At 58.6% G+C, this 21,185-nt stretch carries 20 protein-coding genes; 5 read left to right on the top strand and 15 right to left on the bottom strand.

Annotated features, from left to right (window positions below):
- Nucleotides 1-13 precede the first annotated feature (13 nt).
- Together ACX5K5_RS14110 and ACX5K5_RS14115 are read right to left on the bottom strand one after the other, a co-directional pair.
- Nucleotides 14-1,864: a bifunctional sugar phosphate isomerase/epimerase/4-hydroxyphenylpyruvate dioxygenase family protein gene (locus ACX5K5_RS14110; RefSeq protein WP_459174572.1), complete on the bottom strand. Its 1,851-nt coding sequence runs from the start codon at nt 1,862-1,864 to the stop codon at nt 14-16.
- Nucleotides 1,864-2,736: a shikimate dehydrogenase gene (locus ACX5K5_RS14115; protein ID WP_096254837.1), complete on the bottom strand. Its 873-nt coding sequence runs from the start codon at nt 2,734-2,736 to the stop codon at nt 1,864-1,866. The genes ACX5K5_RS14110 and ACX5K5_RS14115 overlap by 1 nt, the downstream gene beginning before the upstream one ends.
- A 155-nt stretch (nt 2,737-2,891) precedes the next feature.
- On the opposite strand from ACX5K5_RS14115, the gene ACX5K5_RS14120 reads away from it, so the two are divergent.
- The gene (locus ACX5K5_RS14120) at nt 2,892-4,232 is read left to right on the top strand and encodes an MFS transporter (RefSeq protein WP_459174573.1); all 1,341 of its coding nucleotides are present in this window, start codon (nt 2,892-2,894) and stop codon (nt 4,230-4,232) included.
- An 86-nt stretch (nt 4,233-4,318) separates the two neighbouring features.
- Here the strand turns inward: ACX5K5_RS14120 and ACX5K5_RS14125 are convergent, their stop codons facing one another.
- The 9 genes from ACX5K5_RS14125 to ACX5K5_RS14165 all read right to left on the bottom strand — a co-directional run bounded on the left by ACX5K5_RS14125 (nt 4,319) and on the right by ACX5K5_RS14165 (nt 13,030).
- Nucleotides 4,319-5,221, bottom strand: coding sequence for an alpha/beta fold hydrolase (locus ACX5K5_RS14125; RefSeq protein ID WP_459174574.1), 903 nt, complete (start codon nt 5,219-5,221; stop codon nt 4,319-4,321).
- Nucleotides 5,218-5,997, bottom strand: a complete 780-nt coding sequence (locus tag ACX5K5_RS14130) for a 3-hydroxybutyrate dehydrogenase (RefSeq protein WP_096254834.1) — start codon at nt 5,995-5,997, stop codon at nt 5,218-5,220. Before ACX5K5_RS14130 ends, ACX5K5_RS14125 begins: the two co-directional genes overlap by 4 nt.
- A 5-nt stretch (nt 5,998-6,002) precedes the next feature.
- Nucleotides 6,003-6,641: a TetR/AcrR family transcriptional regulator gene (locus tag ACX5K5_RS14135; RefSeq protein WP_346059490.1), complete on the bottom strand. Its 639-nt coding sequence runs from the start codon at nt 6,639-6,641 to the stop codon at nt 6,003-6,005.
- On the bottom strand, nt 6,638-8,200 hold the full coding sequence (locus tag ACX5K5_RS14140; RefSeq protein WP_459174575.1) for a class I adenylate-forming enzyme family protein: 1,563 nt from the start codon (nt 8,198-8,200) through the stop codon (nt 6,638-6,640). The genes ACX5K5_RS14135 and ACX5K5_RS14140 overlap by 4 nt, the downstream gene beginning before the upstream one ends.
- Before the next feature lie 9 nt (nt 8,201-8,209).
- Nucleotides 8,210-9,211, bottom strand: a complete 1,002-nt coding sequence (locus tag ACX5K5_RS14145; RefSeq protein ID WP_459175445.1) for a branched-chain amino acid ABC transporter permease — start codon at nt 9,209-9,211, stop codon at nt 8,210-8,212.
- 179 nt (nt 9,212-9,390) lie between these two features.
- Complete coding sequence (locus ACX5K5_RS14150; protein WP_096254830.1) at nt 9,391-10,263, bottom strand: branched-chain amino acid ABC transporter permease; 873 nt, start codon at nt 10,261-10,263, stop codon at nt 9,391-9,393.
- Entirely contained in the window at nt 10,260-11,024 is a 765-nt protein-coding gene (locus ACX5K5_RS14155; protein ID WP_443442845.1) for an ABC transporter ATP-binding protein, read from the bottom strand. The genes ACX5K5_RS14150 and ACX5K5_RS14155 overlap by 4 nt, the downstream gene beginning before the upstream one ends.
- The gene (locus ACX5K5_RS14160) at nt 11,025-11,789 is read right to left on the bottom strand and encodes an ABC transporter ATP-binding protein (RefSeq protein ID WP_346059493.1); all 765 of its coding nucleotides are present in this window, start codon (nt 11,787-11,789) and stop codon (nt 11,025-11,027) included. It abuts the gene before it with no gap.
- A 41-nt stretch (nt 11,790-11,830) separates the two neighbouring features.
- Complete coding sequence (locus tag ACX5K5_RS14165; protein WP_443466124.1) at nt 11,831-13,030, bottom strand: substrate-binding domain-containing protein; 1,200 nt, start codon at nt 13,028-13,030, stop codon at nt 11,831-11,833.
- 377 nt (nt 13,031-13,407) lie between these two features.
- Here ACX5K5_RS14165 and ACX5K5_RS14170 point away from each other — a divergent pair, with 377 nt between their 5' ends.
- A complete protein-coding gene (locus ACX5K5_RS14170) occupies nt 13,408-14,298 on the top strand; it encodes a dihydrodipicolinate synthase family protein (RefSeq protein ID WP_170947757.1) in 891 nt (296 codons plus the stop codon).
- A gap of 12 nt (nt 14,299-14,310) precedes the next feature.
- Here ACX5K5_RS14170 and ACX5K5_RS14175 read toward each other — a convergent pair whose 3' ends face one another.
- Entirely contained in the window at nt 14,311-15,447 is a 1,137-nt protein-coding gene (locus ACX5K5_RS14175; RefSeq protein WP_459174576.1) for an acyl-CoA dehydrogenase family protein, read from the bottom strand.
- 199 nt (nt 15,448-15,646) lie between these two features.
- On the opposite strand from ACX5K5_RS14175, the gene ACX5K5_RS14180 reads away from it, so the two are divergent.
- Nucleotides 15,647-16,336 (top strand): NUDIX hydrolase, encoded by a 690-nt coding sequence (locus ACX5K5_RS14180; protein WP_096254825.1) that lies wholly within the window; start codon nt 15,647-15,649, stop codon nt 16,334-16,336.
- On the opposite strand, the gene ACX5K5_RS14185 is transcribed toward ACX5K5_RS14180, so the two are convergent.
- The 3 genes from ACX5K5_RS14185 to ACX5K5_RS14195 form a co-directional block, all read right to left on the bottom strand.
- Nucleotides 16,333-16,515, bottom strand: a complete 183-nt coding sequence (locus tag ACX5K5_RS14185) for a hypothetical protein (protein ID WP_141392885.1) — start codon at nt 16,513-16,515, stop codon at nt 16,333-16,335. The genes ACX5K5_RS14180 and ACX5K5_RS14185 overlap by 4 nt on opposite strands.
- A gap of 190 nt (nt 16,516-16,705) precedes the next feature.
- Nucleotides 16,706-18,199 carry an aldehyde dehydrogenase family protein gene (locus tag ACX5K5_RS14190; RefSeq protein ID WP_096254823.1) on the bottom strand — a complete coding sequence of 498 codons (1,494 nt, stop codon included), beginning with the start codon at nt 18,197-18,199 and terminating at the stop codon, nt 16,706-16,708.
- A gap of 126 nt (nt 18,200-18,325) precedes the next feature.
- On the bottom strand, nt 18,326-18,691 hold the full coding sequence (locus ACX5K5_RS14195; RefSeq protein WP_096254822.1) for a winged helix-turn-helix transcriptional regulator: 366 nt from the start codon (nt 18,689-18,691) through the stop codon (nt 18,326-18,328).
- Between the two features lie 80 nt (nt 18,692-18,771).
- Here ACX5K5_RS14195 and ACX5K5_RS14200 point away from each other — a divergent pair, with 80 nt between their 5' ends.
- Nucleotides 18,772-19,380 (top strand): NAD(P)-dependent oxidoreductase, encoded by a 609-nt coding sequence (locus tag ACX5K5_RS14200; protein WP_096254821.1) that lies wholly within the window; start codon nt 18,772-18,774, stop codon nt 19,378-19,380.
- 139 nt (nt 19,381-19,519) lie between these two features.
- A complete protein-coding gene (locus ACX5K5_RS14205; protein WP_188683225.1) occupies nt 19,520-21,178 on the top strand; it encodes an ABC transporter substrate-binding protein in 1,659 nt (552 codons plus the stop codon).
- Nucleotides 21,179-21,185 lie beyond the last annotated feature (7 nt).

Here is a 21,185-nt window from a genome sequence, read left to right on the forward strand (position 1 = left end):
TTCCTCGGCACAGTTATGAGCGGTTAAAACGATTATGCTCAAACTGCGCTGCAAGGCGAATCGGGGCGTTGGGTGCCCCGTATCCATCGTAGCCGTCGCGGCGTTCTAGCACCTCAAAGAACATATTGCCCACGGTGGCCGTGTAAAAGTGCAAAAATACTCCATGCTCGTCACTGTCGTAGAGCAGGTTTAGTTCCTTTAGGGTTGCCAAGGACTTCTCATCGATGTCAAAGCGTGCCACAAGATCTTCATAGTAGTTCGCCGGAACCTGCAAGAATTCCATTCCTGCAGCTTGTGCGCGGCGTGCTAACGCCACCACGTCGTCGGTACGCAATGCGACATGTTCCGGGTATTCATGGTGACGGTCAATGGTTGCGTCCAACCCCTGCGGCACGATGTTCAGCGCCAGCCGCACCCCGCCATCAGCGGTGCGCAACACCTGGGAGCGCACAAGCCCCATAGGGCTTGGCACCTCAGTGCCGGGCCTTGCTTCCAAATTCAGCACGCTGGTGTAAAACAGGACCGACTCATCAAAGGCCTGCCATGGCTGGGCAAGATTGATGTGGTCAATTGATTCAATGCTCCCCTTGTCGGTGGGCTGCGCGGCTCCCGGCAGCACACCGAATTCAGCTTCCCACGCCGCGGTCAGCGTGGCGGAGCCGAAGAACACCTCCGTGGCGTCCGGGGCGCTGAACCCGGAAATTTCCTGCTCGTCCTTGGTGTGGTGGCGCGAGACTGGCTTGGCCAACAGCGCGGAGGCCCGGGCACGTCCGGCGGACGGGTCTGGGACTTGAATACTCAGTCCGCTTACGCTCGCGGTGACCGCGCGGCTGCGTTGCGAATTGACGATAATGCGTGCATCTCCGGCGCACCAGAGCTGTACGGGTTTGCGCCGATGCTGGCCGAGGAAGGAGAACCCTAGCTGGGCGAGCATTTGCGCAATCAGTTCCGGGTCTTCGGTGCGGATTTCGGCGAAGTCGAAACCGCTGGCTTCTTGGACGCCGGGCAGTGAGACAAGGCCGAGGTTATCCCTGACTTCTTCTGTCCCCAGTAGCGCTGCGGTGCGTGCCTGGAGCCAAATTAATGAACGCAGCCCATCGATGGCGGTGAGCTCAACATTTGACTGCCGGAAGACGTCGTTAAAAATCTCCAGGGAGACGATCCCGGAATATCCAGAACGTACGAGGTAGCCAAGGAATACGTCTAGTTCAAAGCCGCCTTCACCCGGAAAAACGCGGTAGTGCCGCGACCAGGAAAGGATGTCCATGGACAGCACTGGTGCGTCGGCAAGCTGCACAAAGAAGATCTTCTCCCCTGGGATCTGGGCGATCTGCGCCGGATCGTCACCGCGCGAAAGAATGTGAAAGCTGTCAATGCACAGCCCTACGTTGTCGCGGTCAACCAGCTTCACGATCTCCCATGAATGCTGGTAGGTATCCACGTACTTGCCCCAGGCCAAGGCCTCGTAGGCGATGCGCACGCCATACTGCGCTGCGAGGTCTGCTAGGCGGCGGATCTGCGCGGCGAAAAGCTGATCGTCATTGATCGTCGCGGTGCCCACATTGGAGCACAACAGGATCAGGTCCATGCCAAGGCGCTGCATCAGCTGGAATTTTGCTTCGGCGCGGCGCAAGTTCGCCAGCAGGACCTCTTCTTCAACTCCCTCAAAATCGCGGAAGGGCTGAAAGAGGTCTAGGCTGAGCCCAAGTCGTGCGGCGAAGGCCCTGACTTCTTCGGGAGACATCGGGCTGACGGTGAGATCTTGTTCGAAGATTTCAATGCCGTCAAAGCCGGCCTTGGCGCAGGCAAGCATTTTTTCTTCGAGTGTGCCCGAGAGGCAGACGGTGGCTATCGAGGTGCGCATTAGAGTCCTGCCTCCAACATTTCCAGCAGGTGAGCGCGCATTCGTCCGGCGTCCGGGGTTAACCCGGTGATGATGCCAAAGGCATCAACTGCCTGTCCGACCGCCATATTTCCGCCATCGAGCACCTGGCATCCTAGATCGCGGGCGGCAAGAATCAGCGCGGTGTCCACCGGCCGGTAAACACAGTCGGCTACCCAGTGCCGGGAAGTGAGATTTGAAATGTCCAGCGGCAGTCCCGGGTGGTGATGCATGCCGATGGGGCTTGCGTTGAGCAGTCCGTCCACGTCGGCCAGCCGCGCCGGTGCCTCATCGGGGCGGATCGCCACAATTGCGGCGTGCGGGAAATGAGTTTTCAGTTCGGCTGCCCGTTCGGCTACCCGCGCGGTATCCGGGTCTGACAGGAATAGCTCCTTAACTCCCGCATCGAGCAGGGCAAAAGCGACCGCCGCCCCGGCTCCCCCAGCGCCTAGCTGCAGGACCTTATCCAGCTTCGCTTCGGGCAGCCCGCCGGCCAGCGCCCAGCCGAAGCCCGAGGCGTCGGTGTTATGTCCAAAGAATTTTCCGTCTTTGATAATGACGGTGTTCACCGCGCCGATGGCTGTGGCGTTCTCGCTGACTTCATCGAGGTAATCAATGACCACTTGCTTGCACGGATGGGTAATGTTGAAGGCGTTAAATCCCAGTTCGGCACCGGATTTGAGCAGTTCCCCGACGTCTTGTGCCCCGCGTTGCAGGACCGTGAGGTCAATGGGCCGGTAGAGGTAGCGCAGCGATTGCGCATCCGCTTCGCGTTCGTGCATGGGTGGGGTCAACGAAGGCAGCACCCCGTCACCAATGAGTCCGACCAGATAGGACTGAGTAAGAGTACTCACCGTGTTACCCAACTTTCCGTCATGCTTACGCAGATATTGCGCTGACTGTGATTTACATCTACTCTATATCAATGTACACATTACGTACAAGTGTACGTATAGCGCACATATTTTTGTTCTTCAGCTCGCCCGCAACAAAACAAAGGAGTTTTCCGATGCCCTCCACACGCGAACCGTCGGCCTCTCAAGTGCCCGGCACCGGGAAACGCACCCCCGTCAAGGCAGCAGTCGCCAGCTTCATGGGAAGCGCCGTCGAATACTACGACTTCTTCATCTTCGGCTCCGCCGCAGCACTGATCTTCCCGCATATTTTCTTCCCCGACGCCGACGCGAACGCCTCGGTCATGTCCTTGGCAACCTTCGGCTTTGCCTACATCGCACGACCTATCGGCGCGGTAGTCTTAGGACATTTTGGTGACCGTATCGGACGTCAAAAAGTTTTGATGTTCACCTTGGTGCTCATGGGCGCCTCAACCTTCGCTATCGGTTGCTTGCCGACCTTCGAACAAGTCGGCTGGCTCTCTCCGATCCTGCTGGTGCTCGCTCGGCTTTGCCAGGGACTCTCTGCAGCTGGCGAACAGGCCGGCGCATCCTCAATGACCCTGGAGCACGCACCTGATCACCGCCGCAGCTTCTTCACCTCGTGGACACTGACCGGGACCCAGGGCGGTCAGATCCTCGCCGCACTCATTTTCATCCCCGTCATGGCACTGCCCGATGACATCAAATACGGTATCGGCTGGCGCATCCCCTTCTGGCTTTCAGCCGTTGTGGTGCTGGTGACTTTCTTCATCCGCCGTTCGCTGCATGAAACCCCAGAGTTCGAGGAAGCGAAAAAGAGCAATAACATCGCTAAGCTGCCACTGGCAGTCCTGCTGAAGTTCCACTGGAAAGATGTCTTGCGTGTGGTGCTGTGCGCATTTATTGCCGCCGTGTCCACCGTGTACGGAACGCTTGCCATCTCTTACGGCAAGAACATCGGAAATATGGACGCCTCGATCACCCTATGGCTTGTTGTTGCAGGCAATATCGGCGCTTTGTTTACCCAACCCTTGTTCGGCAAACTTGCAGATGCCATCGGCCGCAAGCCAGTCTTCATCTACGGAGCAATCTCTTCCGCAATCGTTATGCCGTTCTACCTGCGCAGCATGGAAACAGACAATACGCTCTTGCAGTTCGCTCTTTCTGTGGCGGTCTTCTCCTGCGCTTACGCAGCGGCCAATGCCGTCTGGCCTAGCTTCTACGCCGAGATGTTCTCTTCCAAGGTGCGCTTCTCGGGACTGGCGATCGGCACTCAGCTCGGCTTCCTCATGGCCGGGTTTGCTCCGTCCATCGTGGCGGCCATGGGCGGTCTAGAACTAGGAGGCTGGGTCAAGATCAGCCTGTTCACTGCGGCAATTTCGTTGATTGCAACAATTTCCGCGTTGACCGCTCGCGAGACCTACCGGGTACCCACCGCGCAGCTGGGCAGCAGCCCGGAATTGGTGACTAAGTAACAGCAGCAAAACCTGATGCCCGGCATGAGACCCACCCTCAGATGGTGCTCATGCCGGGCATTGTGCTGCCTGGACGTACGTGATTACTACGCGTCGGTGCGGTGCCCGAGCATGCCTTGAATATGTCCGGTGACCACATCGCATCCGGGAGCATCCATCACGATCGTGTAATGGTTGGTCCCCGGCACTTCTTCGGTTTGCAGTCCGTGCAGCTTCTGCGCCCACGACTGCACATACTCTGCCGTATACAGTCCTGGCTCGGCACCCATCAGCCCCTTCGGCGAGCGCAGGAAGGTCACCGGATGACGAAGTTCTTCCAAGGCCTGGAACAGTGAAGCCCCGCGGTGAAGTTCTGCGGTATCCTCGGCCAATGCCTGATATTTTGTGGCCGGGCGCAGCTGCGGAGCGGCACCGTCCAGGTCGTACTCGATGTACTCATCAACCACGTCGTTCCAGTTGTCGACGAAGGCGGGGTGCGGTTTCCAGAACTGTTGGTACGCGGCCACCGATTCGAAGGTCATCGACAAGCGCTGCGCCGCGGGACCAAGGACCGCATCGATGATCTGCTCGTCATCCAGCCCTTCGGGAACCTGCAATGGCAGGCCACCGTCCACCAGCAGCAGCGAAGAGACCAGATGCGGGTAGAGGTCTGCGAAGACCAAGGACACGAAAGCACCCATCGAGTGCCCGATCACCGGGATCGGTCCGGCGCTGAAATGATCTGCAACCCGGGCCAGATCCGCGGCGTGCACCGGCATGCCGTAAGGTCCTGGCAGCTGGTTGCTGCGTCCCCGGCCGCGCAGATCCGGGGCGATCACGCGCACCCCGGGCAGCGCTTGGGCGACCATGCCCCAGGCTTTATGCGATGCGGTAACTCCATGAATCAGCAGTACCGTCGGAGCTTGCGGATCGGTTGGACCCCACAGCCCAACCTGTAAGTTGCCGCCGTTGACCGGCACCCATTCGGTGCGGTAGGTGTTTTCAGTCATCGGGCACTCCACCCACCGTCCATGGTGTAGGACGCGCCAGTGACCATGCCGGCCTCATCCTGCGCCAACCAGGCCACCAGTGAAGCAACCTCCTCGGGTTCCACCAGGCGTTTAACCGCAGCCTCGGTGAGCATAATCTTCTCCACCACTTCGGCCGGCGCAATGCCATGGAGTTTGGCTTGATCCGCGATCTGCTTCTCCACCAGTGCGGTGCGCACATATCCGGGGTTGACGCAGTTGCTGGTCACGCCGTGCTCGGCACCTTCCAGCGCGGTGACCTTGGATAATCCTTCCAACCCGTGTTTCGCCGAGACATACGCGCTTTTGAAGGGGCTGGCCCGCAGACCATGGACGCTGGAGAGGTTGATGATGCGCCCATACCCGCGCTGATACATGCCAGGTAGCACCGCACGGATCAGCAAAAACGGGGATTCGAGCATCAGCCGGTGAATGAGCCGCCATGCTTCGGGATCAAACTCATGAATCGGGGCCACCCGCTGCACCCCGGCATTATTGATCAGAATGTCGGTATCCAGGCTCAGTTCTTCCAACGCCTTGGTATCGGACAGATCTACGGCCCACGCCTTGCCCCCAAGGCTTTGCGCCACCTCGTTAGCTAATTGAGCATTCAAATCTGCCACCGTGACGGTTGCCCCCTGCGCGCTCAGCTTCTTCGCGCAGGCCAAGCCGATACCCGACGCCCCGCCGGTAATGAGTGCGGTGCGTCCGGCCAGGGTTGCTTCGGCTGGGGCTGAGGTTGTCTTAGTTTCGGTCATGGGGCTTAACCTTCCACGGTTGGTTGCGCGCCGGTTGGCGCCAACGCACGATCAATAAAGTTCATCATTTCTTCAAATACTTCCTCGGGCATCTCGGGGCGGTGCCCCGAAGAGTCCTCGGTTCCTTCCCATAACACCCAGCGCATACCCACCAATTCACCGATACCCATCAAGGCCCAGGCGGCTACTTCCGGGTTCATCGCCCGGATCTGCCCTGCCTGTTGCGACGCTTCGAGGCCTTGAATGTACCCCTCAACGATTTTGCTGTAGTGCTTACGCAACGCTCCGGGTGAGACAAACTCCGCCTGCTTGATGATCCGATACAGCGCAGGATGCTGTGCGGTGAAGTGGAAGAAGGCCTTGAAGCCCGCCCGCTCGGCGGCAAACCTGTTTTCTTCCGCCGCCGAGGCTTCAGCCATGGCCATGCGCACCCGACGGTTCAGATCCTCGACGACCTCATCAAAGATCTCGTGCTTACCCGCAAAGTACAGGTAGAAGGTCCCCAACCCGACTCCGGCACATTCGGTGATCTTCACAATCGACGCGTCGTGATAGCCCAAGGTGGCAAACACCTTCTCGGCCGCCGCCAGAATCTTGCTGCGGGTACGAGTCCCCCGCTGGGTCCTTGGGGTCACCGTACTCATCGCTGATCCTCCTGCCGCATTAAAAGTTGTTCGGCCCGTCCCAGATCACGCAATTTCTGCCGCGAAACCTTTTCAATTCCGACCCGAGGCAACGCCGAGGCGAACTTGAACGTTGCCGGAATCTTGTATCGGGCCAGCTGTTTGGCGCAATGCGCCGCTAGCTCGGTGGCATCGGCATGAGTGTGCGCCGCCAGGACCACCCAGGCTTGCCCCACCTCACCCCATTTGTCGTCCAGAACCCCGATGACGGCAGCCTCGGCCACCGCAGGATGAGTCAGCAGTACCTGTTCCACCTCGGTAGGCGAAACATTTTCCCCACCGGAAATGTACAGGTCCTTAATCCGGTCAATCACCTTCAGATACCCTTGGTCATCACGTTGCACCAGGTCACCGGTGCGCAGCCACCCGTTAACAAAAGCGTGGGCGCTCGCGGCGGCGTCACGAAAATATCCCGGAGATACGCTCGGACCGCTCACCAGCAGTTCGCCAGCACCGGCCCCGTGGATTTCTTCGCCGGTGACCGCATCAACAAGTTTCACTTTCACGTGCGGGTAGGGCCGCCCGGCGAAACCAATCTTGCTCATCGCCTCTTCGCTGGCTAGGCACAGGACATTCGGTCCAGCTTCGCTCAGCCCATAGCCCTGGACCAGAGCCACACCACGCCCATGCCAGCAACGCAGCAGGCTCGGCGGCATCGGCGCCCCGCCCACTACTGCCAGTCGCAACGCGGTCAGATCCGTCGATTCAAACTCCGGATGGGTGGCCAGCATTCGGTAATGTGAGGGCACCCCCATCATCATGGTGACCTTGCGGTCCGCCAGCAATTGCAGTGCCCGTCCGGCGTCGAAGGTCCGTTCAAGTACTACCGTGGCACCGACCCACCAGGCTAACAACGGCTGGATATTCCAGCCGCCCAGATGGTACTGCGGCAGGACCGCCAGAATAGTGTCCTGACTGGTGAGGTCCACCGTGCGTGAGAGAGCCAAATTGTTCCAGAAACAATTTGCGTGGGTCAGCACCACGGCCTTGGCTTTGCCTTCGGAACCCGAGGTGAATACCATCAGCAATGGATCATCATCGGTAGGGGCGCAACCGCGCAGTTCATTGCGTTCGCGCGCAGGACCTTCGACGCTCGCTTCTACTCCCGCCGGCCCCATGGTGAGCACGGGGACCGGTTGTATCAGCTGAGCGTTGCTCTGTTCGGCCAGCGTCTGGAACTCGTCTTCCACCACCCAAAGCGAGGGGTCGGCAATCGACAATTGCTCCCGCAGCTCCACGGAAGTCAACCGCCAGGAAAGCGGCACCAGCACCAGCCCGGCCTTGGCACAGGCGAAAAACAACACCACGTGGTCGGCACTGTTCCCCGAGAGTGTGGCAATCCGATCCCCCACGCCAAAACCCGCGGCCATGAACTTCGCACCTAAGGCGATCGCCCGGCGTTCAAGCTCCCGGTAGGTGGTCCGCACTCCTCGGTCATCGATGGCAATACGTTCCGGGGTGCTCAGCGACCGATCGGTAGTCCAACATCCCAACGTATGAAGGCCTTGATCCTTGCTCATGACCGTTCCTTAATTCTTCTTGGCTGCCGGATTGGAAGTGAAACGCTCACGCAACCGGCGTACCGCACCGGTCAAACCACCGGGCATGAACAGCACCACCAGCACAAAGAGGGTTCCGAGAATAAATAGCGGTTCGGACAATGGCACATGCAAGAACGCCGGCATCGACTCCACCGCGCTGGAGTTCGCCAAAGCGCTCAACCGCTGATCTAACAGCGTGTACAACACCCCGCCAATCACCGCGCCCCACTTCGAACCGACCCCGCCGAGTACCACCATCACCAGCAAGGTGATGGTGAAGTCCGCAGAAACCTGCCGGGGCACCGTTCCGGACTGCAGCAGCACAAACACCATGCCGACCGCCGCTGCCAGCACACCGGCCACCACGAAGATCAGCAGCTTCGCCCAGTATGGCTGCAATCCCAACACCCGCACACGCAACTCGTTCTCGCGTACCGCGGCGGCCACATGCCCGGCACGAGATGACTGCACCCAAGTAACCACCACGATCACCACCAGCAAGGTCAGCAACGAAAGCCAGTAAAGGTTCCGGGTATTGGCCACGCCAATCAAAAAATCCGGGATACCCGCGGTATCAGGACTCACTCCCTCTTCACCGCCGGTGGCACCGCCGGGATTACGCCGCACCAGCACGCTGCCGGCCTGGGCAAAAGCCAAGGTCACCATGGCAAACGGAATGCCAGTCACGCGCAGCGCAACCATGCCCGTCAAGGTGGAAAGCACCAATGCCACCACCAGCGTCAATCCCATGGCCGGAAGTAACGGCAAACCTAGGTTGTTGAGAATAATCGCCAACCCATAGGACCCGGCACCAAAATACAGTGCGTGTCCAAAGGACAGCAGTCCGGCCACACCGATCAGCAGGTGATAGCTCAGCGCCGCGGCAGCCATCAGCAGGCACATCGCCAACAGCTGCAGCGTCCCTGGCTGATACGTAGGGGTAGGCAAGACGCCTGGAATTGAAATGTTCAACAGCGGCAGCGCCGCCATGAGCAACAACGCCAGCAGGCCCAGCACCCAGACTCCGATTCTGGCACCGGGCGTTTTCACCCGGTGCGAGGGCTGGACACGGACCCGACGGGCCACTTTGTCCACGGCCACAGCCGCTGTTGGTTCACGGCGCTCGCCGGTCGATTCTTCAGAAGGCAAGGTATTCGTAGGTTCAGGGCTCATGCTGTCTTCCCCATCAGTCCGGTGGGCTTGGTCAACAGGACAACCGCCAGCAACACGATTACCACGAAGTCACCCACACCCCAATAGAAGTTTGTGATCTGCTGCAGCACTCCAACCACCACGGAGGCTATGGCTGCCCCGGACAGTGAGCCGAGTCCGCCAATCACCGTCACGATAAACGCGAAGATCAACAAGGATCCGCCCAAGGCCGGGGATACATAACCGAAGTAGTGGCTGGCCAGCACCCCACCGATACCGGCGGCGGCACCGCCAATGGTGAAAACCAGGGTGAAGGCTTTGCGTACATCGATGCCCAGCGCGGTAACCATTGATCGGTTCTCCACGCCGGCGCGGATGATCATTCCATAACGGGTCTTCTTCAAGAACAACACCACACCCAGCAGCACTAGCGCCGCGACGATGATAGTGACAAACCGGTCATTGGGAACCTGCGCGCCCAGTACGTCGGTGGTCCGAGTGAACCACTCCGGTCCCTTGGTGTACTGCGGGTCGGTCCCCCAGACGCCTTCGAAGATAGCCACTGCCGCCAGAGACAAACCGACGGTGACCAGCACCTGTTCAATATGCCGGTTGTACAGCGGTCTAATGAGCGCAAATTCGGTCAAGGCCGCAAAGACTCCGCCAACCGCGGCGCCGATAACCAGCGTGATGATGAACGTCAGCCAGGTTCCCTCGCCGATACGCCGCGACATCTCCCAGGAGACGAAGGCCCCCAGGGTCAGAAACGCACCGTGGGCAAAGTTCAGCACACCCATCAATCCGTAAATCAGCGACAGCCCGGAAGCCACCAGGAAGTACAGGGCGCCGAGTCCGACGCCGGTAATCAGGAGAAGTATTAGGGTGCTCATACAATCCCTCCGCTGGTTGTTTCGGCCGCTTGCTCCAACGCTTCTTCGCTTTGCACACCCAAGAACCGTTGGGTCAGCGCCTCGTCATCAAGAAAATTGGTGGCCGAATCGGTGCGGTGCACCACTTTGCCTCCGGATAAAATGATGGCGCCGGCCGCTAGCTGGCGAACCACCGAGAGGTTTTGTTCCACCAGCAGAATCGGCACACTGTGCGCCGCTACCGTCAGTGCCTCGGCAACCTCCTGCACAATCTTTGGTGCAAGCCCCTTGGTTGGCTCATCCACCAGCAGCAATTTGTTGACGTTCAGTAGCGCCCGGGCCAGCGAAACCATCTGCTGTTGCCCGCCCGAGAGTGAACCGGCCGCTTGGCTAGCGCGCTTGACCAGGTCGGGGAAGAGTTCTTCGACCAGCTGGCGGTTGGGGTGTTCGTCGCGTTCGGCAAGTTTCAGATTTTCGGCCACGCTCAGCGCGGAGAACACCTCGCGGTCTTCGGGTACATAGCCCACACCGCGTTGGATGATCTTGTGGGTAGGAACCTTGTCTATGCGTTCTCCGGCTAACTCAATGGTTCCGCCGGTACGTTGAATCAGCCCAATAATGGCTTTGATGGTACTGGTTTTGCCCACACCATTACGGCCGAGCAGCGCGGTAATTCCGGTGGCCGGGACCTCGAAGTCGACACCGTCCACCACTTGGGACCCGTCGATGGCGGCATGCAGGCCGCGCACTCGCAGGATAGGTTCAATGCTTTCCTGGCTCATCTAAGCTGCTCCCTGTCCGAGATAGGCGCTTTGTACCGTTTCATTGGCAATAATTGCGTCCGGTTCATCGATGGCTAGCAGGCTGCCGTTGTGCATAACCGCCACCCGGTCGGCCAGCCCGAGCACCACGTCCATGTGGTGTTCGACCATCATCAAGGTGCGTCCCGATTCGCGGTGCATCCGCCGAATGATTTCTACCAGTCCCGGGACATCTCCGGAGCCGACTCCGGCCATGGGTTCATCGAGCAAGATCACCGCCGGGTCTGCCGCGAGCAGCATTGCGATCTCCACCTTGCGCTTGTCTCCATGGGAAAGATCTGCCGCTCGGGCACGTGACTTGGCTTCTAAGCCAACTTGTTTAATACAATCCTCGGCAATCGCTCCGGCCGCATCCCCGCGGCGCGGGAAGCTGAGCAGCGATAGTGATTGTCCGAGTTTGGATTGGGCGGCAAGCCGAATATTTTCGGTGACGTCCAACCCGGGGAACAGTGAAGAAGTTTGGAAGGTTCGCCCTAGCCCGGCGGCTGCTCGGGCATGAATCGGCAGCTTGTCCATGGTGCGTCCGGACATTGCGATGGTTCCGCTGGTGGCCTTGAGCACCCCGGAGATGAGGTTGAACAGGGTCGTTTTTCCGGCGCCGTTGGGTCCGATCACACCGATCATTTCGCCGGGCTGCACGGTGAAGCTGACATCTTCTAGGATGCGAGCTCCACCGATCTGCAGTCCCACGCCCTGAAGCTCCAGGGCTGGTGTTGTCTTCTGCATGGGTTTACCTTTGTGAGATTTTGACGCGTGGACTGCGAGGCCTAGTTGACGACCTCTGGAGGTGCCACTTCTTCGCCCGGCACGGTTTCCACGAGTTCCGGAATCCACTTTTCGCCATCCTTGGACAGGGACACCTGGTACATGTTCTGGATCAGCGCATGGTCCGAGGCACGTACCGTGGTTTCTCCCTTAGGTCCTTCGAAGCTCCAGCCTTCCAGCGAGGTGACCATCTTCTCGACGTCGTCTCCGCCCTCGGCTACTGCCTGGGCGATCATCTGTCCGGCGACAAATCCGTCAGGGGAGAACAGGTCCACTTCTTTGCCCGCCTCTTCGATGGAGGAGATCATGGCCTTTTCAACCTCGGTGCCGGCGGCCCCGGGGAAGTAGTGGTTGAGGAAGGAGATCTTTTCTCCTGCGTCGCCGAAGGCGCCGTATGTTGCTACATCGCCGAGCCCGGTGACGATCGGTGCAACGTCGAAGGCTCCTTGCTGATCCAGCGCCTGCCACATGGATCCGGAGGTTGCCCCAGCCCAGGCCGCGAAGACCAAGTCAGGTTTGGCGTCGACCAGCTGGCGGGCGAATGGGGTGAATTCGGTGACATCCTCGGGAACGAGGATGGAACTGGCCTTGGCACCCTCCATACCGAGGATCGCGTCAACTGCGGCCAAGTTTCCCTGCCCGAAGGCGTTGTCCTGAGCGAACACGGTGACCTTTTTGTCCTTCAGATCATCAACGAACGTGCCTGCGGTAGCCACGTCCTGCATGGATTGGCGTCCGGAGCGGAAGGTGTACTTGTTCGCGCCGGTGATGGCGTCCGAAGCGGCGGGCCCGGAAATGTAGAGAACCTTGTTCTGTGCTGCCTGCTCCACGAGCTTCAGCGCGATCCCCGAGGAGGCGGTTCCCGCCAGGATCTTGTAGTCCTTGCCGATCAGTTCCTTGGCGACGGTAACTGCTTTGTCCGGATCTCCGCCATCATCGTGATAGGTGATATTCAGTTCGGTGTCGCCGACCTTGTTCGTGCCTTCGGTGGCGTAGTCCAGGCCGGCTTGCAGCCCCTCGTAGTAGGCGTCACCGTAGGCGGCTAGTGGGCCAGTCTTCGAGTAGACAATGCCGACGTTGACAGTCTTTGCGGCGTCGCCGCCTTCTGCGCCAGTTCCGGTTTCGGCGGTGGGTGCGCAGGCGGTTAATGCCAACCCGGCGCTGAGTGTCAGGGCCGTTACGACCTTGCTGCTTCGCTTCACGTGTCTAGCCTTTCCTCGCGGGGCGTCCAGTGCTTTGAACAGGTCCCGAAGTGAAATTGTGCGGAGTGTGATTCCCCAAACCTGAAAGGTGATTCAGGTTACAACTCAAAGCTATGGTGACCAGTCAAACCAGTCAATGGATTTTGCGCACAGAATGCTCAAAAGACCGTGCGTTTTTGCAAAGCCATCGTGCGCCCTTGGCCCCTCCCTTACCGAAGCCCGCTGCTTTAAGCCACCAAATTCAGAAATTTTGGACCCGAAGTAAACCACTCTTCTCACCTCGCTGGCTCCCGTAGACCACCGTGCTAACGTACAAATTGGCGCGCTCGAAATGCGTTCTATTCTCCAATGACTCTGCAACCGCGAAAGACTCGATCATGTTTACCGGCCTCAGTGCTTTCCCACTTACCCCGCTGGTCGATGACCATCTGGATGAAATTGCATTCTCCGCACTTATCGGACGCCTGAACCGCGCAGGAGTAGATTCCATCACCGCTCTTGGATCCACCGGATCCTACGCTTATCTCTCTGAGCAAGAACGTGCCCGGGTTGCTCACCTGGCAGTTGAGAATGCCGGAGACACACCGGTCTTTATCGGAGTTGGTGCGCTGCGCACCTCGCAGGTTCTAGCCCATGCCACAGCCGCACAACGCGCGGGAGCCGCAGGATTGCTACTGGCGCCGATGAGCTACCAGCCGCTGACCGAGACAGATGTCTTCGAGCTATTTCGCACGCTAAGCAAACACACCGATCTGCCGGTGATTGTCTATGACAATCCGGGCACCACGCATTTCACTTTCAGCCTCGACCTTTATCTGCGTCTGACCGAGTTACCCGGTATTTCCTCAATCAAAATCCCAGGAGTTCCAGCCGTAGCGGCCGAAGCCCGGGAGCACGTAGCCAAAATTCGCGCAGTCATCCCCGAGCACGTGAGCATCGGCGTATCCGGTGATGCTTCGGCCGCCCAAGGCTTAGCGGCAGGCTGCGATGCCTGGTACTCGGTCATTGGCGGCACCCTGCCCGAACTGGCACTGCGGATCACCCGGGCGGCACAAACAGGTGACCATGACCGAGCCTTGGCCGAATCGGCACGACTAGCCCCACTATGGGAGCTATTCACCAAGTGCGGCGGAAGCCTGCGCGTAGTCGCAGCGATCGCAGAACAGCTCGGTCTAGCTCAGCGCTCTTGCCTTCCACTCCCGATTTTAGGTCTGGACAATAGCGATCGGGCACGCGTTGCCGCGTGCCTGACACGGCTAGGCCTCTAGGCTTGCCGGCGCTTAGGACTCGATCAGTCCGCGGCCCACGATCAACTGCATGATCTCGTTGGTACCTTCCAGAATCTGGTGTACTCGCAGATCCCGGACAATTTTTTCCAACCCGTATTCGCTGAGATACCCGTAACCACCGTGCAGCTGGATCGCGGTATTTGCAGCGTTAAACCCAGCATCCGTCGCCACCCGCTTGGCCATGGCGCAAAGCCGTACGGCATCCGGGGCCTTCGCATCCAGCGCCGCAGCAGCCCTGCCCAACAAGCTTCGCGCAGCTTCTAGTTCCATATCCATGTCGGCAAGCTTGAACACCAAAGCTTCTTGTCTGGTCAGCGGACCACCAAAGGCCTCGCGTTCCTTGAGGTATGCCACCGACTTTTCGAGAGCGAGTTGCCCACCGCCGATGGAGCAAGCACCGATATTCAGCCGGCCGCCATTGAGGCCACTCATTGCAATCGAGAAACCCTGGCCCTCATTACCCAAGAGGTTGCTTGCAGGAATACGCACATCTTGCATGAAGACCTGCCTGGTGGGCTGGGCATTCCAGCCCATCTTCTTTTCCTTTGGTCCGAACGAAAGCCCTTGAGCATCGGCTGGAACGAGGAAAGCGCTAATCCCCTTCGCACCGGTATTCGCGGTGCGTGCCATGACTAGATACAGTGCCGAAGAACCAGCCCCAGAAATGAACTGCTTGGCACCGTTGAGGACGTATTCCTCTCCGTCCAAAACTGCACTGGTACTTAGCGCCGCCGCATCGGAGCCAACGCCTGGTTCGGTCAGGCAATAGGACCCAAGATCCGTCATGGCTGCCATCGTCGGGAGCCAAGTGGAACGTTGCTCATGGGTTCCATAACTATCGATCATCCACACCACCATGTTATGGATGGAAATATAGGCGGCGATAGTAGGGCAGGCTTTGGACAATTCTTCGAAAATCAGGACAGCGTCGCTACGCGTGAGTCCGGAACCGCCATACTCTTCGCTGACGTAGATGCCACCGACGCCCAGTTCGCCAGCCTCGGCCAAAACATCAACGGGAAAATGTTCCTTCGCATCCCACTCCAAAGCATGAGGGGCAATTTTTTCTGCGGCAAAATCTCGAACCGCTTCAACTAGCTCACGTTGTTCCTCGTTGAGCTCAAACATGACAAACCCTTCCTGACCACCACTCGTTGTGATCCACACTACATCGATTGTGTTGTCATTAAATCCGCAGGACAGCTAAGGATCAACGAAACTTGGTCTCGCCAAAACACGTCGTGCAGTTTGAGTAGTAAATTCTCCCTGCTCCGCTTGAGCGTCATAGTGCTCCCTGCTTCGGAACATCTCGGCCATACTAGGATTCATGGACCTCAGCTCAACTGCACCGAAAAACCAGCCAGTGATACCGCGACGTGCCGCCAGCGTCCTGATGATTCGCGAAGGTGTTCAGGGGCTGGAGGTCTTTATTCAGCACCGGGTCTCCACCATGGACTTCGCCGCCGGAATGGTTGTTTATCCAGGCGGACGCGTTGACGCTCAGGACGTGGCCGAGGCCCTCTCGGAAGCAATCCCGCATGCGCTGGCCGTGGAGCACGCAAAGTTGTGGAAAGATTCCTCGCTCTGGGAGCAGGGCGAGGAACAAGCGGTGCTTGATGCCGGAACCCTATTGGCCGCGGCTCGACGGGAAATTTTCGAGGAGACCGGTGCCCAGCTGGACGTGAGCCAGCTGCGTCCGTGGGCTAACTGGATCACTCCGCCGGATAATCCCAAGCGCTTTGACACATTTTTCTATGTGGCTCATGTTCAACCCGGGCAGGAACCGAGGCATCAGACCACCGAGGCCTCAAATTCGGAATGGATCAGGCCTGCAGAATTATTCACCAAGTTTGAGCGTGGCGAGGTGGGGCTCATGCGCCCGACCCGAACCACTCTGGAAGATCTTGCCGCACTAGGAACGGTGGCGGCAGCGATGAGCGCAGCAACCCCTATTAGGACAGTCCGTCCGCAGCGCATGCCACCAGCAGCAGATTCAAAGAAAGAACGCGCCAGCTAACCGTGCAAGGCGCGGTATCCCTCGATAGCTCCACGATGCAACTGGACGACTTTGGTGTTGACCATTGCTCGGGGATCCAGATATTGAGTACCCAGCGTCCCCGAAGGGATCAGCTCTGCGGCGTGATTTACGAGCAATTTCACCATCGCAGCAACAAGATGATCTTCTTGCGCTGGCAAGCATACGACCAAGTCGGGAATGCCTAAGGGACGCCTAGGATCGGAAGCCAGTCAACCGTATCCTTCGCTTAACACCGCGGGTTCCAAACGCTCATCCTCGGCCAGTTCGCACCCCTCAGGGCACAGTCAATTGCCCCGGAGGAACTTGTCCCCCGGGGCAATTGGCGTGGATTCTTGTTCTAGAGAATTTTTAGAACGGGTACTGCTTATCGGTGCTCTGCACACCAATCCAATGGTCGGTGGTGAACTCCTCGATAGCCCATTCCCCGTTGAAGCGACCTAGTCCGGAGTTCTTCTCGCCACCGAACATCACATGCGGTTCATCATTAACGGTGATGTCATTGATATGGGTCATTCCAGCCTTGATGCCGCGGGCAAAGCGCACGCCCTTTTCAATGTCGGTCGTGAACACCGCACTGGATAATCCAAACTCGGTATCGTTAGCCAGCTCCAGCGCATGTTCTTCACTGTCCGCCCGAACGATGCCCACTACGGGACCGAAGATCTCTTCACGGAACAACTCCATCTCGCTGGTGACATCCGCAAAAACATGCGGAGGAATCACCCGGCCGACAACTTCTCCGGCCAAAACTTCACGGGCGCCCTCACTTCGCGCCTGCTCGATTTTTCCCTGCACGCTGGCGAGCTGCGAATCATTGATGATGGGCCCCACAATGTTTTCCGGGTTAGCCGCATCTCCGTACTTGATCGTAGCTACGTGGGCCGCAAACTGCTCCACAAACTGGTCGTAGACCGGGGCTTCGACGATAATCCGGTTGATCGCCATGCAGATCTGGCCCTGGTGCAGGAACTTGCCCATGGCTGCTGCGCGGACCGCCTGCTCCATATTTGCGTCGGCGAGCACCACAAACGGCGCATTGCCGCCCAACTCCAGTGCAACGCGTTTCATATGCTTACCGGAGACCGCTAGCTTTCCAACATTTTGCCCCACCGGGGTGGATCCGGTGAAGGAAATGAAGGATGGAACCGGGTGTCCTACAAAATGATCGCCAATTTCCGAGCCCGAACCAATTACCACGCTGAACACACCGCCCGGGATTCCAGCAGCTTCGAAGGCCTTAGCCAAAACCAGTGCGCCTACCAAGGGGGTATCACTAGCCGGTTTGAGCACTACCGCGTTGCCAAGCGCTAAGGCTGGCGCCACCGAACGCTGGGAGAGCAACATTGGGAAATTCCACGGGCTGATCACACCGACCACCCCGACAGGTTCGCGGTATACCCGGTTTTCCTTGCCCGCACTGTTTGACGGCAAGATCTTGCCGTGCACGCGGGTTGGGAAGGTGGCTGCTTCGCGGGTAGCTGCGATGGTTCCGGAGACTTCCACGTTGGCCTTGAGAACCGAGGAACCGGACTCTGCCACGAGCAGCGCGACCAAGTCGTCGTAGTTTGCCTGCAGGTAGTCCGCGGCCTTGTTGAGCACGGCTGCCCGCTTTGCCGGAATCAGCGCCGCCCATTCGCGCTGGGCTGCGCGGGCCGTTTCGTAGGCTTCGTCTACGTCTGCCGTAGAGGCCTGGCGGATTTCAGCAAGTACGGAATCATCAAATGGATTACGGGTGACCAGCGTTGAGCCGCTGTTCCCCTCGCGCCATGCCCCGGCAATAAAAAGCTGTGCCGGTAGTTGATCAAGGAAAGCCGGTCGGTTGGATACTGCTTGCTTGGTCATGGATAGTCCTTCCCACAGTGCGGCTTTCACGCCGCAGCGAATCGAGCTCTTAGCCCCATTGTTCGCGGGAAGCCGGCGCTCTTCAAGGCTCTTATCGCAGAGCGCAATTCCTGGCTGAAAATAATCTTAATTTTCGTCAAAGAGTTCCCTGGCGGCCATAACCTTGGCGGCATGTTTTTCGGACCAGATCCGGATAGCGTCCATGGGTTCAAGTAGGCTGAGGCCTAAATTTGTCAGTTCGTAATCTACCCGGATTGGCACCTGAGCGGTCACCTGGCGATCTACCAGACCGTCACGTTCCAAAGTACGCAGCGTGCTAGTGAGTACCTTGGGAGTCACCGAACCGATGTGCTGGCGTAACTCGGAGAAACGAAGTGGTCCGCTAGCTAGGGTAAGCATCACTAAAGGGGTCCATTTATCTCCCAAACGTTGCATAATTTCACGTGAGGGGCAGTCAGGAACGAGAACATTAAACGTCGGCGTACTATCCATTAGGTAACCTAGTTTCGTTGAAGTACTCAGTATCTAAAGGATACTATCAAAGTGAACGATACAGCTACGAGAGGATCATCATGAAGATTGCAGTTTACGGAGCCACCGGAATGGTAGGCAGCCAGATCACCGCCGAGGCGCTCAGCCGTGGCCACGAAGTCACCGCCGTGAGCAGCACCGGCAAGAGCATCGAAGGCACTGCTTCGGCCACCGCCCAGCTGAGCGATACCGCGGCTTACCGCGATCTGGGTAAAAACCACGACGTTGTTGTCATCTCCGTGCCTCCATCGCGCACGGGCGGCGACCACCAGGAATACATTGACGCCTTCGAGGAAATCACCGAAACCCTCATCCCGGCACGTCTGATCGTTGTCGGCGGCGCAGGAGCGACCGAAGTGGACGGAGTCCGCCTCTACGACACCCCGGGATTCCCCGAAGAATACAAGGCTGAGGCGCTGACCAGCGGCGCCGTGTATGACATGTTGACCTCGGTCTCCGGGATCACCTGGACCATGGCCGCGCCGGCCCCAGTCATCGCCCCGGGCACCCGTACCGGCAACTACACCCTCGGCGCAAACTCCCCTGCCGGTGACTTCGTGTCCACCCAGGACTTCGCGGTCGCTATCGTGGACGAAATCGAAACTCCGGTTCACGAGAACCGTCGTTTCACCGTCGCCAGCGAAAAGTAAAGATCTGCCAACCGGTCGACCAAGGACCAGAGAGATTCATTAACCTTTGCCCTGCAAGGGAACAAATCTGACCTTTGGCTCTTGGTTGACTAAGGTTGTCTACGTCATCTCTCACTCACTCAAAGGTAAATCTGCGTTCATGCGAAGAAATCAGCGTGCCACCCGCCTACTCACCGGGGCCTTAGCCCTGCCGTTGGCAGCGGCCCTCATTGCCGGCTGCTCCTCCACCGAGGATCCATCCGCTAACAAGGACACAAAACCCGTCGCCGGGGGAACGCTGGTTTACGCCTCGGGAGACGCCGAGCCTAGCTGCCTTGACCCACATGTGGGCGGCAACTATCCGCAGGCACTGGTGGCATCCCAGTTCATGGAATCGCTGTTCACCAAGGACGCCGAGGGGAAGATCATCCCATGGCTGGCAGAAAAATCCGAGGTTTCCGCCGATGGCCTGACCCGCACCATTACACTGCGTGACGGAATCACCTTCCACGACGGAACCAAGCTCACCTCCGAGGCGATCAAAGCCAATATCGAGCACCTGCAGGATCCAAATACTGCTTCGTCCACCGGCTACCTAGCCGTGGGCAAGGTTGACCAGATCAAGCTCGTCGACGATCTCACCGCAGAACTTAAGCTTTCCGCGCCAGACAACGCGTTGCTCGAATCACTATCCATGCCGTGGACCGCAATTCAGTCCCCCCAGGGACTGAAACGCGATCAGGCAGCAAACTGCGCCGCCCCTGCAGGCACCGGCCCATTCAAGGTCGAATCGTGGGATCGTCAGCAAGCGGTCAATCTGGTGCGTTACGAAGATTATGTCTCCCCGGCAGCAAATGCCGAACGCGCCAGCGCCACCTCCTATCTGGACGGCATCACCTGGCGCTTCATCCCCGAGGCCGCCAGCCGCTATGCGGCGCTACAGTCCGGCGAGGTTGACGTCATTGACAACCCACAGCCAGATACCATCTCCACGGCCGCCGACAACGGACTGGGCCACCTAGACGCGCCACGTCCAGGCGCCTCAAATCGGCTCGAGCTGAACAGCTCCAAGGCACCATTTGATGATGTGCGCGTCCGCGAAGCGTTCATGCACTCCGTCGATGTGAACTCCGGAATCAACTCGCTGTACTTCAACACCGCAAAGCGCAGCTACTCATTGCTCTCCAGTGTTGAACCACTGGGTATCTCGGATGACTCAAAGTTCACCACCGATGCCACCAAGGCTAACGAGCTACTCGATGCTGCCGGCTGGAGCGAGCGCGACTCCGAAGGTTACCGAGTCAAGGACGGCAAACGCCTCACTCTGAAGTTCCCGGTTTCCACCAACCAGTCGGTTCCTGCCGAGCAGTCACTGTTTGAACAGATGCAGGCCGCCGCTAAGCCAGTTGGTTTTGAGGTCAAGATCGAGTTGCTGGATCTGTCCAGCTGGTACGGTGCACTGGCCAAGCACGAGTACGATCTCGTTTCCGCTCCGTACACCAAGGTCGGTCCGAGCGTCCTGCGCATCTTGTTCCACTCCGATTCAACGATTCCCGCACCCAGCGGTTACTTCGCCAACAATGCGCAGATCAAGGATCCTAAGCTAGATCAACTGCTCGTCGACGCGGAGCAAACCAACGACGAAGCTGAGCGTGCCGAGCTCTACAAGCAGGCCCAGCAGATCGTGCTGGACGGCTACTACGTGATGCCGCTCTACGATCAGCAGAACCACTTCCTGTATTCGAAGAACGTTCACGGTATGGGCGAGACCACCGCGGTTTCCTCGCCGATCTACTACAACGTATTCCTCGATAAATAAGCGGTAA

This window comes from Glutamicibacter bergerei (genome assembly GCF_054495185.1).

Coding starts and splice junctions, on each gene's coding strand:
- ACX5K5_RS14110 (WP_459174572.1), bottom strand. CDS start 1,864: ATGCGCACCTCGATAGCCACCGTCTGCCTCTCGGGCACACTCGAAGAA.
- ACX5K5_RS14120 (WP_459174573.1), top strand. CDS start 2,892: ATGCCCTCCACACGCGAACCGTCGGCCTCTCAAGTGCCCGGCACCGGG.
- ACX5K5_RS14125 (WP_459174574.1), bottom strand. CDS start 5,221: ATGACTGAAAACACCTACCGCACCGAATGGGTGCCGGTCAACGGCGGC.
- ACX5K5_RS14130 (WP_096254834.1), bottom strand. CDS start 5,997: ATGACCGAAACTAAGACAACCTCAGCCCCAGCCGAAGCAACCCTGGCC.
- ACX5K5_RS14135 (WP_346059490.1), bottom strand. CDS start 6,641: ATGAGTACGGTGACCCCAAGGACCCAGCGGGGGACTCGTACCCGCAGC.
- ACX5K5_RS14140 (WP_459174575.1), bottom strand. CDS start 8,200: ATGAGCAAGGATCAAGGCCTTCATACGTTGGGATGTTGGACTACCGAT.
- ACX5K5_RS14145 (WP_459175445.1), bottom strand. CDS start 9,211: ATGGCGGCGCTGCCGCTGTTGAACATTTCAATTCCAGGCGTCTTGCCT.
- ACX5K5_RS14150 (WP_096254830.1), bottom strand. CDS start 10,263: ATGAGCACCCTAATACTTCTCCTGATTACCGGCGTCGGACTCGGCGCC.
- ACX5K5_RS14155 (WP_443442845.1), bottom strand. CDS start 11,024: ATGAGCCAGGAAAGCATTGAACCTATCCTGCGAGTGCGCGGCCTGCAT.
- ACX5K5_RS14160 (WP_346059493.1), bottom strand. CDS start 11,789: ATGCAGAAGACAACACCAGCCCTGGAGCTTCAGGGCGTGGGACTGCAG.
- ACX5K5_RS14170 (WP_170947757.1), top strand. CDS start 13,408: ATGTTTACCGGCCTCAGTGCTTTCCCACTTACCCCGCTGGTCGATGAC.
- ACX5K5_RS14175 (WP_459174576.1), bottom strand. CDS start 15,447: ATGTTTGAGCTCAACGAGGAACAACGTGAGCTAGTTGAAGCGGTTCGA.
- ACX5K5_RS14180 (WP_096254825.1), top strand. CDS start 15,647: ATGGACCTCAGCTCAACTGCACCGAAAAACCAGCCAGTGATACCGCGA.
- ACX5K5_RS14190 (WP_096254823.1), bottom strand. CDS start 18,199: ATGACCAAGCAAGCAGTATCCAACCGACCGGCTTTCCTTGATCAACTA.
- ACX5K5_RS14195 (WP_096254822.1), bottom strand. CDS start 18,691: ATGGATAGTACGCCGACGTTTAATGTTCTCGTTCCTGACTGCCCCTCA.
- ACX5K5_RS14200 (WP_096254821.1), top strand. CDS start 18,772: ATGAAGATTGCAGTTTACGGAGCCACCGGAATGGTAGGCAGCCAGATC.
- ACX5K5_RS14205 (WP_188683225.1), top strand. CDS start 19,520: ATGCGAAGAAATCAGCGTGCCACCCGCCTACTCACCGGGGCCTTAGCC.